This is a genomic window from Acidovorax sp. SRB_24 (assembly GCF_012931925.1).
This window is the reverse complement of sequence record NZ_MWOM01000049.1, coordinates 17,346-33,323: the sequence shown is the minus strand read 5'-3', so window position 1 is coordinate 33,323 and position 15,978 is coordinate 17,346. Positions and strand designations below refer to the sequence as shown.

At 66.5% G+C, this 15,978-nt stretch carries 18 protein-coding genes and 1 tRNA gene; 9 read left to right on the top strand and 10 right to left on the bottom strand.

Annotated features, from left to right (window positions below; genetic code table 11):
• The 4 genes from B2J89_RS15430 to B2J89_RS15415 form a co-directional block, all read left to right on the top strand.
• On the top strand, positions 1-671 hold a 671-nt coding region (locus B2J89_RS15430), incomplete at its 5' end, for a type IV pilus twitching motility protein PilT (RefSeq protein WP_169169928.1).
• A gap of 55 nt (positions 672-726) precedes the next feature.
• A complete protein-coding gene (locus B2J89_RS15425) occupies positions 727-1,362 on the top strand; it encodes a cyclic nucleotide-binding domain-containing protein (protein ID WP_169169927.1) in 636 nt (211 codons plus the stop codon).
• A gap of 40 nt (positions 1,363-1,402) precedes the next feature.
• Positions 1,403-2,539, top strand: coding sequence for a PilT/PilU family type 4a pilus ATPase (locus tag B2J89_RS15420; RefSeq protein ID WP_169169926.1), 1,137 nt, complete (start codon positions 1,403-1,405; stop codon positions 2,537-2,539).
• Between the two features lie 68 nt (positions 2,540-2,607).
• Positions 2,608-3,522 carry an NAD(P)-dependent oxidoreductase gene (locus B2J89_RS15415; RefSeq protein WP_169169925.1) on the top strand — a complete coding sequence of 305 codons (915 nt, stop codon included), beginning with the start codon at positions 2,608-2,610 and terminating at the stop codon, positions 3,520-3,522.
• Positions 3,523-3,563: 41 nt separating this feature from the next.
• On the opposite strand, the gene B2J89_RS15410 is transcribed toward B2J89_RS15415, so the two are convergent.
• The 3 genes from B2J89_RS15410 to B2J89_RS15400 form a co-directional block, all read right to left on the bottom strand.
• Entirely contained in the window at positions 3,564-4,223 is a 660-nt protein-coding gene (locus B2J89_RS15410; RefSeq protein WP_169169924.1) for a BON domain-containing protein, read from the bottom strand.
• On the bottom strand, positions 4,223-4,819 hold the full coding sequence (locus B2J89_RS15405) for an SIS domain-containing protein (RefSeq protein WP_169169923.1): 597 nt from the start codon (positions 4,817-4,819) through the stop codon (positions 4,223-4,225). The genes B2J89_RS15410 and B2J89_RS15405 overlap by 1 nt, the downstream gene beginning before the upstream one ends.
• Positions 4,820-4,890: 71 nt before the next feature.
• The gene (locus tag B2J89_RS15400; protein WP_169169922.1) at positions 4,891-5,289 is read right to left on the bottom strand and encodes a YraN family protein; all 399 of its coding nucleotides are present in this window, start codon (positions 5,287-5,289) and stop codon (positions 4,891-4,893) included.
• Here B2J89_RS15400 and rsmI point away from each other — a divergent pair.
• Positions 5,289-6,215 (top strand): 16S rRNA (cytidine(1402)-2'-O)-methyltransferase, encoded by a 927-nt coding sequence (gene rsmI / locus B2J89_RS15395; RefSeq protein ID WP_169169921.1) that lies wholly within the window; start codon positions 5,289-5,291, stop codon positions 6,213-6,215. The two genes, B2J89_RS15400 and rsmI, sit on opposite strands and share 1 nt — an antisense overlap.
• Positions 6,216-6,378: 163 nt before the next feature.
• Here rsmI and B2J89_RS15390 read toward each other — a convergent pair whose 3' ends face one another.
• From B2J89_RS15390 to B2J89_RS15370, 5 genes are all read right to left on the bottom strand, one after another.
• Positions 6,379-7,641, bottom strand: a complete 1,263-nt coding sequence (locus B2J89_RS15390; RefSeq protein WP_169169920.1) for an Hsp70 family protein — start codon at positions 7,639-7,641, stop codon at positions 6,379-6,381.
• Between the two features lie 356 nt (positions 7,642-7,997).
• Positions 7,998-9,203: a pyridoxal phosphate-dependent aminotransferase gene (locus tag B2J89_RS15385; RefSeq protein ID WP_169169919.1), complete on the bottom strand. Its 1,206-nt coding sequence runs from the start codon at positions 9,201-9,203 to the stop codon at positions 7,998-8,000.
• Between the two features lie 133 nt (positions 9,204-9,336).
• Positions 9,337-9,849 (bottom strand): alpha-IPM isomerase, encoded by a 513-nt coding sequence (locus B2J89_RS15380; RefSeq protein ID WP_169169918.1) that lies wholly within the window; start codon positions 9,847-9,849, stop codon positions 9,337-9,339.
• On the bottom strand, positions 9,846-11,123 hold the full coding sequence (locus B2J89_RS15375) for an aconitase/3-isopropylmalate dehydratase large subunit family protein (RefSeq protein ID WP_169169917.1): 1,278 nt from the start codon (positions 11,121-11,123) through the stop codon (positions 9,846-9,848). Before B2J89_RS15375 ends, B2J89_RS15380 begins: the two co-directional genes overlap by 4 nt.
• 69 nt (positions 11,124-11,192) lie before the next feature.
• Positions 11,193-12,122, bottom strand: coding sequence for a LysR family transcriptional regulator (locus B2J89_RS15370; protein WP_169169916.1), 930 nt, complete (start codon positions 12,120-12,122; stop codon positions 11,193-11,195).
• A gap of 200 nt (positions 12,123-12,322) precedes the next feature.
• Here B2J89_RS15370 and B2J89_RS15365 point away from each other — a divergent pair, with 200 nt between their 5' ends.
• From B2J89_RS15365 to B2J89_RS15350, 4 genes are all read left to right on the top strand, one after another.
• Positions 12,323-13,024, top strand: coding sequence for an RraA family protein (locus tag B2J89_RS15365; protein WP_169169915.1), 702 nt, complete (start codon positions 12,323-12,325; stop codon positions 13,022-13,024).
• A gap of 226 nt (positions 13,025-13,250) precedes the next feature.
• On the top strand, positions 13,251-14,231 hold the full coding sequence (locus B2J89_RS15360) for a tripartite tricarboxylate transporter substrate binding protein (protein WP_169169914.1): 981 nt from the start codon (positions 13,251-13,253) through the stop codon (positions 14,229-14,231).
• A gap of 320 nt (positions 14,232-14,551) precedes the next feature.
• Positions 14,552-14,722, top strand: coding sequence for a hypothetical protein (locus B2J89_RS15355; RefSeq protein WP_169169913.1), 171 nt, complete (start codon positions 14,552-14,554; stop codon positions 14,720-14,722).
• A gap of 19 nt (positions 14,723-14,741) precedes the next feature.
• On the top strand, positions 14,742-15,095 hold the full coding sequence (locus tag B2J89_RS15350; protein WP_205763848.1) for a hypothetical protein: 354 nt from the start codon (positions 14,742-14,744) through the stop codon (positions 15,093-15,095).
• A gap of 75 nt (positions 15,096-15,170) precedes the next feature.
• On the opposite strand, the gene B2J89_RS15345 is transcribed toward B2J89_RS15350, so the two are convergent.
• Positions 15,171-15,246: transfer RNA gene (locus B2J89_RS15345), tRNA-Phe, on the bottom strand.
• A 49-nt stretch (positions 15,247-15,295) separates the two neighbouring features.
• On the bottom strand, positions 15,296-15,976 hold the full coding sequence (locus B2J89_RS15340) for a response regulator (RefSeq protein WP_169169911.1): 681 nt from the start codon (positions 15,974-15,976) through the stop codon (positions 15,296-15,298).
• Positions 15,977-15,978: the final 2 nt, after the last annotated feature.

The following is a 15,978-nucleotide window of genomic DNA, read 5'->3' as shown; positions in this document are numbered from 1 at the left end:
TGGTGCTGGTGACCGGCCCCACCGGCTCGGGCAAGTCGACCACGCTCGCGGCCATGGTCAACTACCTCAACGAGACCGAATACGGCCACATCCTCACGGTGGAAGACCCGATCGAGTTCGTGCACGAGTCCAAGAAATGCCTGGTCAACCAGCGCGAGGTCGGGCCGATGACGCTCTCCTTCGCGGCCGCGCTCAAGTCGGCGCTGCGCGAGGACCCGGACGCGATCCTGGTGGGCGAAATGCGCGACCTCGAAACCATCCGGCTGGCCATGACGGCGGCCGAGACCGGGCACCTGGTGTTCGGCACGCTGCACACGTCCAGCGCCGCCAAGACCATCGACCGCATCATCGACGTGTTCCCGGCCGAAGAGAAGGAGATGGTGCGCTCCATGCTGTCGGAGTCGCTGCAGGCTGTGGTGTCGCAGACGCTGTGCAAGCTCAAGGACGGCTCGGGCCGGGTCGCCGCGCATGAGATCATGCTGGGCACCAGCGCGATCCGCAACCTGATCCGCGAGGCCAAGGTGGCGCAGATGTATTCGACCATCCAGACCAGCAACAGCGTGGGCATGCAGACGCTGGACCAGAACCTCACGGATCTGGTGCGGCGCAACATCATCAGCCCGGCCGAAGCGCGCAGCAAGGCCAAGATTCCCGACAACTTCCCCGGGTGAAGCACACACCACCCCCTGACCCCGGCCGCCCTTGGGCGGCCCACTGGAGCCCCCCATGAAAGGCATTCTTGGCCTGCTGCGCCAGCAGGCGCGCGGCAACAAGGCCGCGCAAGAGCATTCCGATTCGGTCTTTTTCTCCACCGCCTTTGCCGACCAGGGCGTGGGCGCGGCCATGCTGGTGCCGTGGGAGGCGCGCGCCGTCGAAGTGGGCGCCAAGCGCCTGGCCCCGAGCCGCGGCGGCAAGCTGCTGCAGGCGCTGTGGGCCAAGGACAAGTACATGGCGCACCTCGACACCGACGCGGTCAAGCGCATGGAGCGCTTCTTCGAGTTCGCCCAGATCGCCGCCAACCGCGACGTGATCCGCCAGGACGAATATGGCAACTTCATGGTGGTGCTGCTCTCGGGCACCATCGCCGTGGACCGCGTGCAGCCCTGGGGCGAGCAGCTGCGCCTGGCGGAGACCCGGCCCGGCGACATCCTCGGCGAGATGTCGCTGCTCGACAGCGGCATCCGCTTCTCGGCCTGCACCACGCTGACCGAATGCGACATCGCCGTGCTCAGCGCCGACGCCATGGACGACATGATGGCCCGCGACCCGCAGCTGGCCGCCAGCCTGGTGGCGCTGCTGGCGCGCAAGCTGTCGCTGCGCCTGCGCGCCGTGAGCGCGCGCCTGAACGAGCACCAAAAATGAACCCTTGGCACCGCCATGCCAGACCGTGGGAGACACTCTGATGGAACGCGATCAGGCCAGTAAATTCATCAACGATCTGCTCAAGCTGCTGGTCAGCCGCAATGGCAGCGACCTGTTCATCACGGCGGATTTCCCGCCGGCGATCAAGGTCGACGGCGCGATCGCCAAGGTCTCGCCCCAGCCGCTGTCGCCCAACCACACGCTGACGCTGGCGCGCTCCATCATGAGCGACAAGCAGGCGGCCGAGTTCGAGCGCACCAAGGAGTGCAATTTCGCCATCTCGCCCCCGGGCATCGGGCGCTTCCGCGTCAATGCCTTCATCCAGCAGGGCCGGGTGGGCATGGTGTTGCGCGTGATTCCGCTCACGCTGCCCACGATCGACGGGCTCGGCGTGCCGCAGGTGCTCAAGGAAGTGACCATGACCAAGCGCGGCCTGTGCATCCTCGTGGGCGCCACGGGCTCGGGCAAGTCGACCACGCTGGCCGCCATGGTGGACTGGCGCAACGAGAACTCCTTCGGCCACATCATCACGGTGGAAGACCCGGTCGAGTTCGTGCACCCGCACAAGAACTGCGTGGTGACGCAGCGCGAGGTGGGGCTCGACACCGACAGCTGGGATGCGGCGCTGAAGAACTCGCTGCGCCAGGCGCCCGACGTGATCCTGATGGGCGAGATCCGCGACCGCGAGACCATGGAGCACGCGATCGCGTTCTCGGAAACCGGCCACCTGTGCCTGGCGACGCTGCACGCCAACAGCGCCAACCAGGCGCTCGACCGCGTGATCAACTTCTTCCCCGAGGAGCGCCGCGCGCAGTTGCTCATGGACCTGTCGCTGAACCTGCGCGCCATGGTCTCGCAGCGCCTGATCCCCAAGCAGGACGGCAAGGGCCGCGCCGCCGCCGTCGAGGTGATGCTCAACACGCCGCTCATCTCCGACCTGATCTTCAAGGGCGAGGTCGCCGAGATCAAGGAGGTCATGAAGAAGAGCCGCAACCTGGGCATGCAGACCTTCGACCAGGCCCTGTTCGACCTGTTCGAATCCAACGTCATCACCTACGAGGACGCGCTGCGCAATGCCGACTCGGTCAACGACCTGCGCCTGCAGATCAAGCTCAGCAGCCAGCGCGCCAAGACCACCGACCTGGCCTCGGGCACCGAGCACTTCGCGATCGTCTGAAGGCGCTTCCACTCGCACCGGCCCGCTGGTCGGGCCGGACTTTTTTCTTCACTGACCGGACAGAACCCATGCCAAGCACCCACCCCCGCAATTACGAAGCCACGCCGCCCCGCAAGGTCGCCTTTCTGGGCCTTGGCGTGATGGGCGCCCCCATGGCGGCGCACCTGGCGCTGGCGGGCCACACGGTCACGGTCTACAACCGCACGACCGCAAAATCCATAGCATGGTGCGCAGAGCACGCAAGGGCTGGCGCCCCAAAACATGCTGAAACACCCCGCCTGGCGGCGCAGGGCGCAGAGCTGGTGTTTTGCTGCGTCGGCAACGACGACGACCTGCGCGCCGTCACGCTGGGCGCCGACGGCGCCTTTGCCGGCATGGAGCCCGGGGCCATCTTTGTCGACCACACGACGGCGTCCGCCGCGGTGGCGCGCGAGCTGTACGGCGCTGCGCGCACCCTGGGCCTGCAGTTCATCGATGCGCCCGTCTCCGGCGGCCAGGCCGGCGCGCAAAACGGCCAGCTCACCGTGATGTGCGGCGGCGACCCGGCCGCGTTCGATGCGGCGCGGCCCGTGGCCATGGCGTTTTCGCGCGCCTTCACGCGCATGGGCGAGGCGGGCGCGGGGCAGCTGACCAAGATGGTCAACCAGATCTGCATCGCCGGGCTGGTGCAGGGCTTGGCCGAGGCCGTGGCCTTTGGCCAGCGCGCAGGCCTGGACATGGACCAGGTGCTGGACGTGATCGGCAAGGGCGCGGCGCAGAGCTGGCAGATGGACAACCGCGGCAAGACCATGGTGGCCGGCCAGTTCGACTTCGGCTTTGCCGTGGACTGGATGCGCAAGGACCTGGGCCTGGTGCTCGACGAAGCCAAGCGCAACGGTGCGCGCCTGCCCGTGGCGGCGCTGGTCGACCAGTTCTATGGCGACGTGCAGCACCTGGGCGGCGGCCGCTGGGACACGTCCAGCCTGGTCAAGCGCCTGGACTGACGGGACCGGGAACGCGCGCGCCCGGGGCAGGCGCTGCGGCGTCAGGGAGCGCGCTGGGGGCCCGAATCCGTGCTCACGGGCGCGGGTTTCGGCGCGCTCAGGCGCACCAGCTCTTCCTCGCTGAGCTGCTCGAACACGCGCACCACCTTGCTGACGCCGCCGACGCCGCGCGCAATGGCGGTGGCGCGGTTGGCCTCGCGCGGCGTGACCAGGCCCATCAAATAAACCACGTTGCGCTCGGTCACCACCTTGAAGGCGCTGGCCGTGAGGTCCTTGGCGTCCACGAGGCTGGCACGCACCTTGCCAGTGATGAAGGTGTCGTTGGAGCGCTGGCCCAGCGAGGTCGCGGGCATCACACCCAGGTCGTTGACCACCGAGCGCACATTGCCCACGCCCGCCACGGCCTGCTCGATGGCCTGGCGCACTTCGGCGCTCGGCACCTCGCCGGTCAGCAGCACCTGGCGGTTGTAGCTGGTCACGTTGACGTGCACGCGGTCGCCGTGGTCGGCCTGGATGCGATTGGCAGCCCGCATTTCAATGCCCTGGTCCTCGACCTGGGTGCCGGCGGTGCGCCGGTCCACGGCCACCATGCTGCCCATGGCCACCCCGCCCACCACCAAGGGGAAGCAGCCTGCCAGGCCAGCGCCCAGGCTGGCGGCAGCCAGCAGCATGCAAGCGGTACGGGTCATGCGAAGTTTCATTACGGGTTCTCCTGTTCACCAAACAATTGGGCGTCCACGCCATCGCACAGGCAGTTGAGCACCAGCGCGTGCACCTCGCGCACGCGCGCGGCGCGCTCGTGCGGGACGCAGATCAGCACATCGGTCTCGCGCAGCACCGTGGCCAGCGCGCCGCCGCTGCGCCCGCTGACCACCACCACGGTCATGTCGCGCTCGTGCGCGGCGTGCACGGCAGCGAGCACCTGCACGTCGTTACCGCCCACGCACAGCGCCAGCAGCAGGTCGCCCGCCTGCCCGAGCGCGCGCACCTGGCGCGCGTATTGCTGCGCCGGCTCGCCCTGGCCGGTCACGGACGCCAGCAGCGCGCCGTTGGCGGACAAGGCCACCGCGGCCAGTTCGGGGCGTTCGCGTTCGAAGCCGGCGACGCAGAAGGCGGCAAACTGCTGGGCGTCGGCGGCGGACACGCCGCTGCCGCACGCCAGGATCTTGCTGCCGCTGGTGATGCAGGCCAGCACGGCCTGCACCGCGTCCGCAATGGGCTTGCCCAGCGCCTGGGCGGCCTGGTACTTCAGATCGGCGCTGTCGATGAAATGCTGTTGGATGCGTTGCTCAAGCATGGGGAGCGATGATACCTGCGTGGTGTTACAAGTTTTGTAGCAAACCGTAGCCTGCCTGCGGGCTCGCGCGGTCAGGAGGCATCGAACGCGGCGCGCAGCCACTGCACGCCGCCGCCCTCGACCAGCACCACGTCGAAGCGGCACGGGGGCGGCGCGCCCAGGCGCAGCAGGTAGTGGCGCGCGGCGAACACGATGCGCTGGCGCTTGGCGGCGCCAATGCTGGCGCCGGCGCCGCCGAACGCCGGGCTGGCGCGGCTGCGCACCTCGACGAACACCACAGTGCCATCGCGCTCGCGCACAATCAGGTCGATCTCGCCGCCGCCGCGCCCGGGCGTTCGATAATTGCGCGCCAGCAAGCGCAGGCCCGCGGCCTGCAGGTGGTCCAGCGCCAGGTCTTCTGCGGCGTTGCCACGCTGGCGCGTCGTGCCCGGCGCACCGGCGCTGGCGGCTTTTTTTCCGAGGAAATCCATTGAGCGCATCTTTCGCATCAGCCCTGGATGCCGCGCGCGACGCGGCGGCTGCGCAGCATTATCCGCAAGGCGCCCTGTACGTGGTCGCCACGCCCATCGGCAACCTGGCCGACATCACGCTGCGCGCCCTGCATGTGCTGCAGCTGGCCGACACGCTGGCCTGCGAGGACACGCGCCACACGCAAAGCCTGCTGCGCGCCTACGGCATCGACAAGAGCGGCGCGCAGCTGCTGGCGGTGCACCAGCACAACGAGGCCGAGGCCGCGCAGGCGGTGGTGGCGCGGCTGCAGCAGGGCCAGCGCGTGGCCTACGTGAGCGATGCCGGCACGCCCGGCGTCAGCGACCCCGGCGCGCGCCTGGCCGCCGCCGTGCGCGCCACCGGCCTGCGCGCGGTGCCGCTGCCCGGCGCCAGCAGCATCACGGCGGCGCTGAGCGTGGCCGGCGCCGTGGCCAGCGGCGGCGGCGACAGCGGCTTTGTGTTTGCGGGCTTCCTGCCCGTCAAGCAGGCCGAGCGCGCTGCGGCCGTGCAGCGCCTGGCGCTGGAGCCGCGCTGCGTGGTGCTGCTCGAGGCGCCGCACCGCATCGGCGAGCTGGCGCAGGCGCTGGCCGTGCTCGGCGAGCGGCCGGTGACGCTGGCGCGCGAGCTCACCAAGCAGTTCGAAGAGGTCACGACCCAGAGCGCGCACGCCCTGGCGGCCTGGCTCGACGGCGCGCCGCAGCGCGTGCGCGGCGAGTTCGTGGTGCTGCTGCACCCCGCGCCCGCGCCCGAAGGCGACCACGACAGCCTGCGCGTACTGCAGCTGCTGCTGCAGGAGCTGCCGCTCAAGACCGCCGTGCGCCTGGCCGCCGAGATCACGGGCGCGCCGCGCAATGCGCTCTACGACACGGCGCTGGCGCTGCGGCGCGAAGCGGACGGCGAAGGCTGATCCGCCAGGGGCTGGGCCGCAGCCTCTGGGGGCCGGATCGGAAAATTCCAGTCAAAAGTGCCTCAAACCTAATACCAGCAAGCGCAAGCAGCTCTATTTTTGATAGTTCTGCAATCGGCTGGGCCGCGCGCGCCAACGCGCACCGGCCCGGGTGTTCACCCCGTCAGTGCGTCCGGTGTGCGCAGGCCAGCCCCGAGGCCACGCCCCCGAACAGGTCGCCCTCGACCTGCGGCGTGTCGGGAAACGCGCGCCCCAGCGCCTGGCGCAGCGGCTGCAGCGCCGACGAGCCGCCCGTGAGGTAGATCGCGTCGATGCGCTGCGGCGCGAGCCCCGCCAGCTGCAGGCAGGCACCGGCGCATTCGACCACCTTGCCCAGCAGGGCGTCGAGGTGCTGCGCCAGGTGCGCGGGCGTGAGCAGCGCGCCCAGGCCCGGCTCGACCCAGTCGAGCGCCAGCGTGGTGTCCGCGCCGTGCTGCGACACGGCGATCTTGCCGCGCTCCACCGCATCGGCCACGCGGTGCCCGAGGCGCTGCTGCAGCACCGCCATCAGGCGCGCGTGCAGCGCCACGTCGCTGTAGTCGCTGCGCAGGGCCTGGGCGTCGCGCAGCACGCGCGGCGCATAGAGCCACTGGATCAGGTGCCAGGTCGAGAGGTCGTGGAACACCCAGCTGGGCACCTCGCGGCCCTGCGGGCCTGTGTGGCCCAGGCCCAGCAGGGGCATCACGCGCGCCAGGCTGAGCTTGTGGTCGAAGTCGGTGCCGCCGATGTGCACGCCGGTGGTGGCCAGCACATCACCGCTGCGGTCGGCGCGCGCCCGGCGCTGCGGCCCCAGCCGCACCACGGTGAAGTCGGATGTTCCGCCGCCGATGTCGACCACCAGCACCAGGGTTTCGCGCGCGATGCGCTGCTCGTAGTCGAGCGCCGCGGCGATCGGCTCGAACTGGAACTCTACCGCGCCGAGCCCGGCATCGCGCGCCGCCGCGCGCAGCGCCTCCTGCGCCTGCAGGTCGCGCTCGGGGTTGCCGTCGACGAAATGCACCGGCCGGCCCAGCAGCACGCGCCCCGGTATGCCGCCGAGCGTGCGGCGCGCCTGCTCGGCCAGCATGCGCAGGAAGATCGCAATGATGTCCTGGTAGCTCACCGCCGTGTTCTGCACCACGGTCTTGTCCTGCAGCAGCGCGCTGCCCAGCAGGCTCTTGAGCGAGCGCATCAGCCGCCCTTCGGTGCCTTCGAGGTACTGCGCCACGGCATCGCGGCCAAAGTGCGTGCGCTGCTCCTCGGTGTTGAAGAACAGCGCGGTCGGCAGCGCCGTTGCCGCGCCTTCGAGCGCTAGCAAGCGCGCGGGAGCATCGCCCTCCCGCACGGCCATGGCCGAATTGGAAGTGCCGAAATCGATGTCGAGGGTGGTGTCGTGCAAGAGAGCCATGGTGTCGCGAGAAAACGATTGCCATCCCTGCGCCGCTCGGCGCTGGCTGCAGTGAAGGGGGGTGAGAGGAGAAGCGTCAGAATGGAAAAAGCCCTTGAGCTTCGAAAACTCAAGGGCTTTTGCGTTTGGCGGGACTCTACCGAAAGAAGCTCCGAAACCCGCACGGATTCTAGAAACTACTCTTATGACAGCACCAAAGTTGCCCCTAGGGCAGGGACTCCATTATCAATCATCCAAACATCGCCCGAAGGTCAGTGGGGTGTTCCAAGCACCGAAACTGCAGGCAAAAAACCCTGATCCCCCTGAAGTCAACGCAGAACGAACACTGCGCCTTTGTCGGGAATGGTCAGTTGCACTTACTCCTGCAGACGGGCACAGGCGCGCGCCAGACGGCGGCAACCCTCGTCGATCATTTCCATCGACGTGGCGAACGAGATGCGGAAATATTCAGGAACGCCATAGGCCTCCCCCTGCAGCAGCGCCAGACCTTCAGTGTCCAGCAGGTACAGCACGAACTCGTTGCTGTTGTTCACCGCCCAGCCCTCGGCGGTGCGTTTGCCCATCAGGGCGGCGCACGAGGGGAAGACGTAGAACGCGCCTTCGGGCACGTGGCAACTGATGCCGGGGATGGCGTTGAGCTTCTGCACCACGATGTCGCGCCGCTGCTGAAAGATGGCGGTTCGCTCGCGAATGTAATCCTGTGGTCCGCGCAGCGCCTCCAGCGCCGCCGCCTGAGCGATGGAAGAAGGGTTGGAGGTGCTCTGCGACTGCAACTTCACCATGGGCTTGATCAGCGCAGTCGGCCCGGCGCCATAGCCGATGCGCCAGCCGGTCATGGCATAGGCTTTGGAGACGCCATTGATCGTCAGGGTTCGCTCCTTGAGCGCGGGCTCCACCTGGGCCGGCGTGACGAATTCACGGCCATCGTAGAGAACATGCTCGTAGATGTCGTCGGCCATCACCCACACATGGGGGTGGCGCACCAGCACGTCGGTCAGCGCCTTCATCTCGGCACGACTATAGGCAGCGCCGCTGGGGTTGTTGGGTGCGTTGAGTACCAGCCATCGGGTGCGCGGGGTGATGGCGCGCTCCAAGTCGGCGGGCTGCAGCTTGAAGCCCTTGTCGGGTGGGCAGGGAACGAACACCGGCACGCCGTCGGCCAGCACTGCGATGTCGGGGTATGACACCCAGTAGGGTGTGGGCACGATGACCTCGTCGCCGGCTTCCAGTGTGCACATGAAGGCATTGAAGATCACCTGCTTGGCGCCCGTGCCGACAATCACCTCGGTCGACGCGTACTGCAGCCCATTGTCACGGCGAAACTTCTCGGTCACCGCCTCGCGGAGCTCGGGCGTGCCGCCCACGTCGGTGTACTTGGTCTTGCCCTCGCGCATGGCGCGTATGGCGGCCTCCACCACGTTGTCAGGGGTGTCGAAATCGGGTTCGCCGGAGGTCAATCCGACGATATCGCGGCCAGCGGCGCGCAACTCGCGGGCGCGCTGCCCCGCCATGGAACTGGGTGAAGGTTGGATGCGGTTGAGTCGTGCGGAAATGCGCAGCATGAAGATCTCCTGTGTGGCTGAAGCTGTCACGGTCGGCTTGTCGGGAGCAGCGGTTCAGGCGGCCGGGCGGGCAGTGCTCCGCCAGGGGCTTGTCCGAGCTCCTTTTTTGGGGTGAACGGGGACGGGGAATGCGCTAGGGGCTGAAGTCGCCGCGCGCGCGCAAATAGGGAATGAGCCCCCCAGCGTTCAGCATTTCCAGCATGAATGGCGCAATGGGGTCGCAAGGCAGGGTGGTGTCTTCCGCTACGTCGAGCAGCAACGCGCCGGCCTCATCTCGGCGCAGCAGCAGGGGTGTGCCCTCGGCAATGCCGCTGGTGTCGGCAGTGACGGCGCACAGGCCGTTGTTCATCGCATTGCGCAGGTAGGTGCGTGAAAAGCTCTTGGCCACTACGGCGCGGATGCCAGCGCCCAGCACCACTGTGACGGCGACCTCCATGGCCGAGCCGCAGCCGAAGTTGTGGCCGGCTACCAACACGTCGCCGCAGCGCACCGTATCGGCGAAGCCCGGGACCGCGTCTTCCAGCAGATAGCGGCGCAGTTGCAGCGGGTCGATGGTTTCCTTCTTGCGCCGCGACGAGATGATGTAGTCGGTGTTGACGTCATCGCCCAGCACCCGGGCACGGCCGTGGAGAGGCAGCAGGCTCATGCTTGGCTCCCTTGCTGCACTGTGCCGAAGTAGCCGCTGGCGGCGGCCGCACCACAAGAGCGCGGCGAGGCCAGCACGATGGAGGCCGCCGCATTGCCCATGCGGCCTTTGAAGTTGCGATTGGCGGTAGAGATGACGGTCTGTCCATCGGCCGGCACCGTGCCGCAGGTGCCGCAGCAGGAGCCGCAGCCAGGAGGCTGCAGCTCGGCGCCCAAGGCGGTGAAGGCGGCCAGCATGCCGTTGGCCTCCATCGCGCGGCGGATGCTTTCCGACGCCGGGGTGACGACGAGGCGAACGCCCGGGGCCACGCCACCGCGCGCCTGCAGTTCGTCGAGCGCCTCGCGGTAGTCCTTGAGCCGACCGCCGGTGCAAGTACCCAGGTAGACCATGTCGACCGGGGTAGGAGGCAGGGAATCGATATCAACCACGTTATCCACGCGATGCGGCAGCGCGGCCTGGGGCCGTACCGAGTCCAGCGCCAGGGTGATGCTAGAGGTGTAGTGTGCGTCGGGGTCGGCCTGGACGGGCTCATAGTTCGCGCCGGCCGCACCGGGCAGTTGCGCGAGCCAGCGCGCCGTGGTGTCGTCGTAGGGGAAGATGCCCGCCTTGGCGCCGAGTTCGACAGCCATGTTGGCCAACACGATTCGGTCTTCCATGTCCAGCGTCGCCACACCCGAACCCTGGAACTCCATGGCCCGGTAGTTGGCACCGTCGGCGCCGCGGAGGCGCGCCAGGGTCAGCGCCACATCCTTGCCCGACACACCAGGCGCCAGGCAGCCGGTCAGGGTGACGCGCATGGTCTCAGGCACCTTGAGCCAGACCTTGCCGCATAACATGACACCGGCCAGATCGGACGAGCCGATGCCGGTGGCAAAGGCGTTCGCCGCACCGTACGAGGTACTGTGCGAATCGGCCCCCACCAGCAGCCGGCCCGGTCGGGCTTCGCCCGACTCCAGGATGCACTGGTGCCCGATACCGGCACCCGCCTCGATGGTCGCGATGCCATGGGTTAAGGCGTAGATCCGAGCACGTTGCTGCAACTCCTGCGCCTTGGGGCCGGAGGCCGGGCCGTAGTGATCGAGCGCGAACACCAAGCGCTGTGGTGCACACGGCACGGCACCAGGGCGGATGGCCTCCAGATAGTCCAGCGCCATGGGGATCGAGCCGTCTGTGCCCATGGCCAGGTCGGGCGTGCAGATGGCGATCTCGCCGGCCCGCACAGCCTTGCCGGCGGCGCGGGATAAAATTTTTTCGGCAATCGTCTTTCCGTGCATGCCCTCAGTATCAAAGCACCCTGGGCAAATGAAAAGCGATTTAATATCGTGGAAAGGCATGAATAAAATTCATGTTTTTCTGCGTTTTTCGGGCGGCAGATCTTCCACCGGTTTAGCAAAGTCGCACATGCGCACGCACAGCTGCGCGAACCGCGCGCTGAAGCCGGCGATCTCATCACTCTCGCGGTAGATGGCGTGATACAGAATGGCGGGGCTCGGATGCTCCAACCGGATCTGTTGTAGCAGCCCGCGCGCCACATGGTCGCGGAAGTACAGCGCAGGCAGGTAGCTGATGCCGAAACCCGAGGCGGTAAGGGCCGCCAGCGCCACCAGACTGTTGCCGGCATAGGTTTTTTTCACCGACAGCCGCTGCTCCTGAAACCACTGGTCATATACAGCGTCAACCCCCGACTTGCCGGTCTGCGCCAGGATCGGGAAGCCGGCCAGTTGCGTCAAGGAGAGCGCCTTGGTGCGCGGCACCATGCCGGGGCGGCACATCCAGGCCAGCTCCATCTTCTGCAGCGGTACGGCCATGGTGCCGGTGCCGCCGAACACCGGCGGCACGATGGCGAAGTCGATAGCGCCAGCCGCCAGTTTCTCGCACAGCACGGTGCTCAGATCCACCTCGGGCTCGAAAGAGACGTCTGGGTATTCGCTGCGGAAGGCCTCGACCAGGCGCGGCAGCCAAGTCAGCGCTACCAGCTCAGTGACCCCCACGCGGAACCGCCGTACTGCCAATTCGGCCCGTCCCATCCGGTCGAGCAACTGGTTGCGCTGGTCCAAGATGGTATGGGCGTACTCCACCACCTCGACACCGCGCCGTGTCAGCCGCGCGCTGCGCAGCGAACGATCGAATAGCGAGACGTTGAACACGGCCTCCAGCTCGGTGATGCGCTTGGAGATGGCCGATTCGCTGGTGTACAGCTTTTCCGCTGCCGCGGCGAAGGTGCCGAGTTGTGCGACCCAGTAGATGGCCTCCAGCTGTTTGAAACTGACCATTGGCGGCTCCGTGGTGCGGCATGTGGACAGCCACAATACTTGAAATTATTTCATCATATTAGACCAGTTTTAATCGCTTTTTATTTATTCTGCAGGCTTACATACTGCCGTTGCGCAGCGCGTACGGAGAAGCCGGATCCGCCGGAATGCCGACGTGCCGCTGGTCGACTGAGACAACCCATGCAACAGGAGAGAGGCCAATGACCGATTTTCCCCCCGCCACGCAATGGCCACCCGGCTGGCGCATCAACCCGTCGCCCCCCAGCGTGCCGGCCGACATCGTGGCAGCCTTCCGCGACATGCCGGTGGCCGCTATCGGCGATGCCATGAGTCGCAACATCGGCGCCTACGGCCTGCGCCAGTACCACGCCCGGCTCGATGAAGTCCTCTGCGGCCCGGCCATCACCATCCGAGTGCGCCCCGGCGACAACATGATGATCCACAAGGCGCTGATGATGGCGCGTCCGGGCGACGTGCTGGTGATCGACGGCGGCGCCGACGTGACCCAGGCCTTGGTCGGCGGGCTGATCCGCACCACCTGCGTGGCCAAGAAGGTCGCCGGTCTGGTGCTCGACGCCGCCGTGCGCGACGTGGCCGAATGGGCCGAAGAAGGGATGCCCATCTTCGCGCGCGGCCATACCCATCGCGGCCCGAGCAAGGATGGACCAGGCGAGATCAACATCCCCATCGCCTGCGCCGGCATGGCTGTGATGCCGGGCGACCTGATCGTGGGCGATGCCGACGGCGTGATCGCCATTCCTGCGGCCGAAGCCGCCGAGGTGCTGGAAAAGACCCGTGCGCACCTGCGCAAGGAGGCGGTGATCCGCGAGACCAACCGAACCGGCACTGCCGATCCCGAGCGCTTCGACGCTGTTCTTCGTTCGAAGGGCTTGCCAGTCTGAAGAGATGACGCGGAGCAAACGGGTTGCATGAAGACCGCATAGCGATGACTCCAGCTGCACCTTGGCGATCTCTATGTGAAATTCCAACCAACCCTGACCCGTGTTTTCCATCCCATCATGCGCAGCGAAACGGCACAGTAGCGCCACGTGATCCAGGCCACCAAGGTCCCCGTGGACTGAACCGCCCGCCTCGCCCCCTCCCCCTACCCTTAAGAGAGACAAAAAGATGAAAAAGAAACACCTGCCTGCCGCCCTGCTGGTCTGCGTCCTGGGCCTCTTCGGTGCGTCCGCGCACGCCCAGGCGACCGACTATCCGCAACGAGCCGTGCGCATCGTCGTGCCCTTCGCCGCCGGCGGCTCCACCGACGTGGTGGCCCGGGTGTTGGCCGACAAGCTCGGACAGGAACTCAAGCAGCCCTTCGTGGTGGACAACCGCGCTGGCGCGAGCGGCAACATCGGTGCGGATGCGGTGGCGAAGGCCGCCCCCGACGGCTACACGCTACTGATGGGCACTACCGGCATCCTGTCGATCAACGAGCACCTCTACAAGAAGATGAGCTACAGCCCGGCGCGTGACCTGGTGCCAGTGATCTACACCTCGCTGATCGCCAATATCCTGGTGGTGTCACCTACTGTGCCGGCGACCAACGTGGCCGAACTGATTACCCTCGCCAAGAGCACGCCGGGTGCGCTGAGCTTCGCCTCCTCGGGGGCGGGCAGTTCCACCCACCTGTCGGGCGAACTGTTCAAGGCCATGACCAGCACCAACATCATCCACGTGCCTTACCGCGGCAGCGCCCAGGCCATCACCGACGTGGTTGCCGGCCAAGTGACCATGCTGTTCGACAACGCGCCTTCTTCCATACCCTTCGTGCGGGATGGCAAGCTCAAAGCGCTGGCAGTGACCAGCAAGAAGCGCCTGCCCAACTTGCCCGACGTGCCGACACTCGAAGAAACTGGAGTGACAGGCTACGAGTCACTCTCCTGGAGCGGCATCGTCGCGCCAGCAGGCACGCCCAAGGCGGTGGTGCACAAGCTTAACCAGGCGATCGACCGCATCCTGAAGATGGAAGACGTGCGCCAGCGCTTTGCCAGCCTGGGCGTGGACCCGGTCGGCGGCCCTCCGGAGGCCTTCGCGCGCCAGATCAAGGCCGAGACCGTGAAGTGGGGTGAGATCGTTAAATCCTCCCACATCGTGCTGGACTGATACCCACCCCGCTTGCCCTATTGAGCCTTTCGCAGTTCATGACATCGTCTTTCCCTCGAAGGACGGTGTCATTCTTTATGAAGCTATCGATAGTTCAGTAGTAAGTTGTAGCTTTGCGCCTGCGCGCATTTTTTTCATCAACGTCAGCACTGACACCACGGTTCAGTTGCCCATGAAGAGCGGGTTGGACGCGCCCGTGTGAGCGCTCGAGCACCCTGCCCCCGCATCTGGACCAAGCTGTCCAACGAGCCGAGGCCCTGCGACTCTGGGCACAGCGTGAAGGCGTGCGGGAAGACGATTCGACGCGCCTCCTTTCCGTTGTGGCCCGCTGCTATGTGCGTGAGGTCTTCCCCACCAAGAGCGTGCAGACTCGGCGCAACAACGACAAGGAACTCGCCAACCTGCTGCGCGTGTTCGGCCACATGCCGATGGACGCCATCGCCCCCATGCACATCCGCGAATACCTCGACATGTTCGAGTTTTGCCCTTGAGCTTTTCCTGAAGTTCTTCTTGATGATGGACCTGGTCGAGAGGGGCGATACCTCGAAAAAGGTCCGCAACGTCCACACGATTCCGGAGTTGTGGGCACTTGTAACCCCTGCGCACAAAGCGCTCATCGCCGGTATGTTTCGGAACTCCACTGGCCCCGAGATTCGCCTTCAAGTCTTTGAAGAGGCGCTGCGACACCTAGGCGATAAGCCATTCGTTCAGTGGCGGTATGTTTATGAGTTCCCGTCCCGTCAACTGATGTCACATGGCGCGATCAGTATCGTGATCGACGCCGTTGGGCACGCTGCGGAGTACGTCATTAAAAGAACGCGTGCTCGACAACTGGGTTGCGATAGCGAATCACAGGCTGCCTGAAACAGAATTGTAGAAATTTGGCCCGAGATGTAGAAACGCCCCAGAACCCTTTCGGGCGCTGGGGCGCATGCTGACTGGTGGCCTGGGACGGAATCGAACCGCCGACACAAGGATTTTCAATCCTCTGCTCTACCGACTGAGCTACCGGGCCTAGCCTGAAATTATAACCAGAAAATTTGCGCCCAATTCCGGGAACGGAATTAATTGCGCTTGCCGCGCGCCAGATCGACCCCCAGCTGGCGCAGCTTGCGGTACAGGTGGGTGCGCTCCAGGCCGGTCTTTTCGGCCACGCGCGTCATCGAGCCGCCTTCGCGCGCCAGGTGGAATTCGAAGTAGGCCTTCTCGAAGCCGTCGCGCGCCTCGCGCAGCGGGCGGTCCAGGTCGAAGCCCTGGTGGGCGTGGGGCGCGGGGTCGGCGCCCATGGTCACGGGCAGGATGACCGGGGGCGCTGCACCGCTGCCGTCGGGCGCGGCAGCGGGCGCCGCCGCGGCCACTGCCGGCAGCGAGGCGCGCAGTGCCTGGCGGGCCAGGCCCTGCTCCACCGCCTTGAGCAGTTTTTGCAGCGTGATGGGCTTTTCCAGAAACGAGAACGCGCCAATGCGCGTGGCCTCGACCGCGGTGTCGATGGTGGCGTGCCCGCTCATCATGATGACGGGCATGGTGAGCAGGCCACCCGTGGCCCATTCCTTGAGCAGCGAAATGCCATCGGTGTCGGGCATCCAGATGTCGAGCAGAACCAGGTCGTAGCTGCCGTCCGCGCGCGCTGCGCGCGCCTGCGTGGCGTTTTCGGCCAGATCCACGCTGTGGCCTTCGTCGTTCAGGATTTCGGAGAGCAGGTCGCGAATGCCCAGCTCGTCGTCCACCACCAATATGTTTGCCATGT

What these genes read in the sequence shown, in the direction of transcription:
- B2J89_RS15425 (WP_169169927.1), top strand. Translation starts at nt 727, where the DNA reads ATGAAAGGCATTCTTGGCCTGCTGCGCCAGCAGGCGCGCGGCAACAAG.
- B2J89_RS15420 (WP_169169926.1), top strand. Translation starts at nt 1,403, where the DNA reads ATGGAACGCGATCAGGCCAGTAAATTCATCAACGATCTGCTCAAGCTG.
- B2J89_RS15415 (WP_169169925.1), top strand. Translation starts at nt 2,608, where the DNA reads ATGCCAAGCACCCACCCCCGCAATTACGAAGCCACGCCGCCCCGCAAG.
- B2J89_RS15410 (WP_169169924.1), bottom strand. Translation starts at nt 4,223, where the DNA reads ATGAAACTTCGCATGACCCGTACCGCTTGCATGCTGCTGGCTGCCGCC.
- B2J89_RS15405 (WP_169169923.1), bottom strand. Translation starts at nt 4,819, where the DNA reads ATGCTTGAGCAACGCATCCAACAGCATTTCATCGACAGCGCCGATCTG.
- B2J89_RS15400 (WP_169169922.1), bottom strand. Translation starts at nt 5,289, where the DNA reads ATGGATTTCCTCGGAAAAAAAGCCGCCAGCGCCGGTGCGCCGGGCACG.
- B2J89_RS15390 (WP_169169920.1), bottom strand. Translation starts at nt 7,641, where the DNA reads ATGGCTCTCTTGCACGACACCACCCTCGACATCGATTTCGGCACTTCC.
- B2J89_RS15385 (WP_169169919.1), bottom strand. Translation starts at nt 9,203, where the DNA reads ATGCTGCGCATTTCCGCACGACTCAACCGCATCCAACCTTCACCCAGT.
- B2J89_RS15380 (WP_169169918.1), bottom strand. Translation starts at nt 9,849, where the DNA reads ATGAGCCTGCTGCCTCTCCACGGCCGTGCCCGGGTGCTGGGCGATGAC.
- B2J89_RS15375 (WP_169169917.1), bottom strand. Translation starts at nt 11,123, where the DNA reads ATGCACGGAAAGACGATTGCCGAAAAAATTTTATCCCGCGCCGCCGGC.
- B2J89_RS15370 (WP_169169916.1), bottom strand. Translation starts at nt 12,122, where the DNA reads ATGGTCAGTTTCAAACAGCTGGAGGCCATCTACTGGGTCGCACAACTC.
- B2J89_RS15365 (WP_169169915.1), top strand. Translation starts at nt 12,323, where the DNA reads ATGACCGATTTTCCCCCCGCCACGCAATGGCCACCCGGCTGGCGCATC.
- B2J89_RS15360 (WP_169169914.1), top strand. Translation starts at nt 13,251, where the DNA reads ATGAAAAAGAAACACCTGCCTGCCGCCCTGCTGGTCTGCGTCCTGGGC.
- B2J89_RS15340 (WP_169169911.1), bottom strand. Translation starts at nt 15,976, where the DNA reads ATGGCAAACATATTGGTGGTGGACGACGAGCTGGGCATTCGCGACCTG.